This is a genomic window from Variovorax sp. FW305-3-2-15-B-LB1, from assembly GCF_058787635.1.
Genome location: NZ_JBYSZY010000110.1, coordinates 1 through 5,221, shown reverse-complemented (window position 1 = coordinate 5,221; position 5,221 = coordinate 1). Strand labels below are relative to the sequence as shown.

Annotated in this window: 3 protein-coding genes; all 3 read right to left on the bottom strand. The window is 70.2% G+C overall.

Translation table 11 applies throughout. From position 1 onward, the window contains the following. Positions 1-21 precede the first annotated feature (21 nt). Positions 22-1,491, bottom strand: a complete 1,470-nt coding sequence (gene glgA, locus AC3WQR_RS31450; protein ID WP_492745950.1) for a glycogen synthase GlgA — start codon at positions 1,489-1,491, stop codon at positions 22-24. A gap of 14 nt (positions 1,492-1,505) precedes the next feature. Beyond that, complete coding sequence (gene glgC, locus AC3WQR_RS31445; protein WP_492745948.1) at positions 1,506-2,843, bottom strand: glucose-1-phosphate adenylyltransferase; 1,338 nt, start codon at positions 2,841-2,843, stop codon at positions 1,506-1,508. A gap of 90 nt (positions 2,844-2,933) precedes the next feature. Next, complete coding sequence (gene glgX, locus AC3WQR_RS31440) at positions 2,934-5,012, bottom strand: glycogen debranching protein GlgX (RefSeq protein WP_492745946.1); 2,079 nt, start codon at positions 5,010-5,012, stop codon at positions 2,934-2,936. Between the last annotated feature and the right edge of the window lie 209 nt (positions 5,013-5,221).

The window sequence follows — 5,221 nt, the reverse complement described above, 5'->3', positions numbered from 1 at the left end:
GGTGTGTGTGGGGCGGGGGCTTCAGGCCAACGCTCGTTGGTACACATCGATGTACTGCGCCGCCGCCGTGCCCCAGTCGGCCGGGGGCCGCATGGCGTTGCCGCGCACGCGGCGCCAGTCGGGGGCGCGCTCGTACAGCGCGAAGGCGCGGCGCAGGGCGCGGTCGTAGTCGGCGTCCTCGAAGCGGTCGAACACGAAGCCGGTGGCGGCGCCGCTGGCCATGTCTTCCAGCGTGCAGTCGACGACGGTGTCGGCCAGCCCGCCGACGCGGCGCACCAGCGGCAGGCTGCCGTACTTCAGGCCGTACATCTGCGTGAGGCCGCAGGGCTCGAACAGCGAGGGCACGATCGTCACGTCGCCCGCGCCGAAGAGCTGGTGCGCCAGCGTCTCGTCGTAGCCGATGGTGACGCTCACCGAGGCGGGCGCCGCCGCCGCGCGCTGGCGGAAGGCCTCTTCGAGCCAGCCTTCGCCGCTGCCCAGCAGCGCGAGCTGGCCGCCCTGGGCCAAGAGCGTGTCGAGCCCGCCGAGCACGAGGTGCAGGCCCTTCTGTTCGGTGAGCCGGCTCACCACGATAAACAGCGGCGCGTCGGGGCGCTCGGCCAGCCCCAGCTGGCGCTGCAGCACCGACTTGCAGCGCGCCTTGCCGGCCATGTGGCGGCCCTCGGGTGCCTGGTAGCCCTGCACCAGCGCGGCGTCGGTGGACGGGTTCCAGACCTGGTCGTCGACCGCGTTGAGGATGCCGCTGAGCACGTTGCTGCGCTGGCGCAGCAGGCCGTCGAGGCCGCAGCCCTGCTCGGGCGTCTGGATCTCCAGTGCGTAGGTCGGGCTCACGGTGGTGAGTTGGTCGGCGAAGTACAGGCCGCCCTTCATGAAGGAGATCTGGCCGTGGTACTCCAGCCCGTTCATGTGGAAGGCCGACGCTGGCAGGCCGAGTTCGGCGAAGTGCCAGGGCGCGAACACGCCCTGGTAGGCCAGGTTGTGCACCGTGAACACGCTGCTCGTGCGCGGGCCGCCCGCGCGCCGCGCGAAGGCCAGGTAGGCCGGCGCGAGCGCCGCGTGCCAGTCGTGCGCGTGCACGATGTCGGGCCGCCAGCCGGGGTCGAGCCCCTGCGCGAGCTGCGCCGCCGCCCAGCCCAGCAGCGCGAAGCGCCGGTGGTTGTCGCCGTAGGGCTGGCGCGTGGTGTCTTCGTAGGGGTTGCCGGGCCGGTCGTAGAGCGCGGGCGCGTCGATCACGTAGGTGGGAATCGGCGGCGCGCCGGCGATGGCGACGTGCCCGGCGCGCAGGCCGAAGCGCTCGCCCCAGGGCGCGGTGAACTCGGCCACCGGCACCAGGTCGCGCACGCCGGCCACGATGGCGGGAAAGCCCGGCAGCAGCGCGCGCGCCTCCTGCCCCGCGGCCATGAGGGCCAGGGGCAGGGCGCCGGCGATGTCCGCCAGGCCGCCGGTCTTCAGGAGGGGAAACAGCTCGGCGCTGACCTGGAGGATGCGCATGGTGGTGCGGTCGATCAGGCGGCGGCCGCGGGCGCGGGGTCCGGCGCGAGCCGCTTGAGCATTTCGCGCGTGACCAGCACCACGCCGGTTTCCGTGCGCTCGAAGCGCGCGGCGTCGGCCTCGGCGTCTTCGCCGATCACCGTGTCGTCGGGGATCACGCAGGCGCGGTCGATCACCACGCGGTTGAGCCGGCAGCCGCGGCCCACTTCCACGTCGGGCAGCAGCACGGCCTCGTTGATCTCGCAGAAGGAGTGGATGCGCACGCCCGAGAACAGCACCGAGCTGCTCACCTTCGAGCCCGAGACGATGCAGCCGCCCGAGACAATGGTGTTGACCGTCATGCCGTGGCGGCCCTCGCGGTCGAGCACGAACTTGGCCGGCGGCAGCTGCCGCTGGTAGGTCCAGATGGGCCAGTCCGTGTCATAGATGTCGAGCTCCGGGGTGATCGAGGCCAGGTCGAGGTTGGCAGCCCAGAATGCATCAATCGTGCCCACGTCGCGCCAGTAGGCCTTGGCGTCGGGCCCGCGCGAGGCGCGCGTGACGCAGGACATGCTGAACGGATGCGCCAGCGCGCGGCCCTCGGCCACGGCGCGCGGGATGATGTCCTTGCCGAAGTCGTGGCTCGAGTCGGGGTTGGCGTTGTCTTCCTCGAGCAGCCGGTACAGGTAGGCCGAGTCGAAGATGTAGATGCCCATGCTGGCCAGCGCCAGGTCGGGGTGGCCGGGCATGGCGGGCGGGTCGGCGGGCTTCTCGAGGAAGCTGGTGATCTGGCGGCCGTCGTCCACCGCCATCACGCCGAAGGCCGTGGCCTCGTGGCGCGGCACCTCGATGCAGCCGACCGTGCAGCCCAGGCCGCGCTCGGCGTGGTCCTTGAGCATGATGGAGTAGTCCATCTTGTAGATGTGGTCGCCGGCCAGCACCACCACGTAGTCGTGCGGCGTGGAGCGGGTCTGGATGATGTCCAGGTTCTGGAACACCGCGTCGGCCGTGCCGCGGTACCAGTGCTCGTCGCCCATGCGCTGCTGTGCGGGCAGCACGTCGACCATCTCGTTGAGCTCGGCGCGCAAAAAGCTCCAGCCGCGCTGCAGGTGGCGCATGAGCGAGTGCGACTTGTACTGCGTGACCACCGCCATGCGCCGGATGCCGGAGTTCAGGCAGTTGGACAGCGCGAAATCGATGATGCGGAACTTGCCGCCGAAGTACACGGCCGGCTTGGCGCGCCGGTCGGTGAGCTGCTTGAGGCGGGAGCCCCGGCCGCCGGCCAGCACCAGCGCGATGGTGCGGCGGACCAGTTGATGGGCCTGCAGGGGGGGCTGCGGGGCCTGGGTTCCCTGGGTGTTGAGCTTGTCCATCTGTGTCTCCGTTCGTTCGTTCGCTTGTTGAATTCGTCGTCGTCAGAGAGTGTCCGCACCGAGTCTGGCACTGCGCCGTGGGCTTGGCTCCTACGTTCTTGCAAGCCAGAGGCTCGAAACCGGCACCTCCACCGCGCGGCCCAGCAGGCGGGGCGCGGCGCGCAGGGCGTCGGGGTCTTCGGCATCGGTGGCCAGGCAGCAGCGCCAGTCGCCCTGCGGCAGCGTGAAGGCGACGGGGCCCGGGCCCGCATTCACCAGCACCAGCCAGGCGTCCTCGGCATTCCCGAACAGGATCGCAAGGGCTGTGCCTGCGTGCCAGTCGGCCGGCGCCATCGGCTGGCCGTCGGGGCGCAGCCAGCGCAGGCCCGGCGGTGCGCCGTCGGCCGGCGGTTCGGCTGGCCACCAGTACGCGCTGCGCAGCGCCGGCGCTTCGCGCCGCAGGGCGGTGAGCCGCGCGACGAAAGCCGCCAGGCGCGCGCGTTCGCTGGCCGGGTCGGACAGCCCGATCCAGCCGAGCCAGGTGGTCTCGTTGTCCTGGCAGTAGGCGTTGTTGTTGCCGCCCTGGCTGTGGCCGAGTTCGTCGCCGGCCAGCAGCATCGGCGTGCCTTGCGACAGCAGCAGCGTGGCGAGCAGCGTGCGTTGCAGGCGCGCACGCATCGCGCGCACGGCGGGGTCGTCGCTCGGGCCTTCGACGCCGCAGTTGGTGCTCAGGTTGTGCGCATGGCCGTCGCGGTTGTCTTCGCCGTTGGCGAGGTTGTGGCGCCGTTCGTAGCTCACGAGGTCGCGCAGCGTGAAGCCGTCGTGCGCGGTGATGAAGTTGACGCTCGCGGTCGGTGCGCGGCCATCGTGCGCGAAGCTCGCGCTGGAGGCTGTGAAGCGGTGCGCGAAGTCGCCCAGGCCGGCAGCGCCCTCGCGCCCCTGGCGCAGCCAGAAGCCGCGTTGCGTGTCGCGGAAGCGGTCGTTCCATTCGAGCCAGCCGGGCGGGAACTCGCCGAGCCGGTAGCCGCCGGGGCCGAGGTCCCAGGGCTCGGCGATGCGCAGCGTGCGCGACAGCACCGGGTCTTGCGCCATCGCCGCGAAGAAGGGCGCGCGCGCATCGAAGCCGCGCTGCGCGTCGCGGCCCAGCACCGGGGCGAGGTCGAATCGGAAGCCGTCGACGCCCATCTCGCAGGCCCAGAAGCGCAGGCTGTCCATCACGAGCTGCAGCACGCGCGGCTCGCCGAGGTTCAGGCAATTGCCCGTGCCGGCCCAGTTCTCGTACAGGGCGCGGTCGTCGGGGCGCAGGTGGTAGTACAGGGCGTTGTCGATGCCGCGCAGCGAGAGCGTGGGGCCGAGTTCGTCGCTTTCGGCGCTGTGGTTGTAGACCACGTCGATCACCAGCTCCATGCCGCGCGCGTGCACCGCATCGGCCATGGCGCGGAACTCGCTGGCGGGCGTGGTGCCGGGGCGGCCGCTCCAGAAGCGCGCCTCGGGGGCGAACCAGCCGATGGTGTTGTAGCCCCAGTGGTTGGTCAGGCCCTTGGCGAGCAGGCGCTGTTCGTCGGCGCGGTGCTGCACGGGCATGAGGCTGAGGGTGGTGATGCCCAGGCGTTGCAGGTGGTCGAGGAGGGCGGGTTCTGCGAGGCCTGCGTAGGTGCCTCTGAGCGGTTCGGGAACGCCTGGGTGCTGGTGGGTGAGGCTGCGGATGTGGAGTTCGTAGAGGACGCGGTCGGTGGGGGGGATGTGGGCTTGGCCTGTTGTTCTTGGGGTGTTGGTGGTTGCTGTGACGCGGGCCTTGAGGGCGATGGGGGCGTTGTCCCTGTGGTCGCGTTGGGTCGGGTCTGTGGGGGCGTGGCCCAGGAAGAGGTCACTGCCGTTGTAGTGGCCGAGGATTTCTCGGGCGTAAGGGTCGAGGAGGAGCTTGGCTGGGTTGAAGCGCTTGCCCTCTTTGGGGGCCCAGGGGCCGTGGACTCGGTAGCCGTAGATCAGGCCTGTTCTTGCGTTGGGAAGCAGGCCGTGCCAGATGCCGTCTGTGCACTCTGGGAGCGGTAGGCGCTGTTGTTCGCTCTTGCCTGTGCTGTCGAAGAGGCAGAGTTCTACTTTGGTTGCTGTTGGCGCTGTGATAGCGAAGTTGACGCCTTGTTGTGATGGCGTTGCGCCTAAGGGAAGGGGATGGCCTGGGCTCAGCATGCTTTGACTCCCCGGCGGTGTTTGCTTTCCGAGGCCGGGACTCGCCCCGGCGGGCGACTTACTTTCTTTGCTTCGCCAAAGAAAGTAAGCAAAGAAAGGCGACCCCACTGTCTGCGACCCTTCGCTTCGCTACGGGCAACCTGCGGTGCTCGCGTTTCGCGGGGTCTCGCAGAACTCGCTTCGCTCAAACAGCTGCGAGCCCTGATCCG

What these genes read in the sequence shown, in the direction of transcription:
- glgA (WP_492745950.1), bottom strand. Translation starts at nt 1,491, where the DNA reads ATGCGCATCCTCCAGGTCAGCGCCGAGCTGTTTCCCCTCCTGAAGACC.
- glgC (WP_492745948.1), bottom strand. Translation starts at nt 2,843, where the DNA reads ATGGACAAGCTCAACACCCAGGGAACCCAGGCCCCGCAGCCCCCCCTG.
- glgX (WP_492745946.1), bottom strand. Translation starts at nt 5,012, where the DNA reads ATGCTGAGCCCAGGCCATCCCCTTCCCTTAGGCGCAACGCCATCACAA.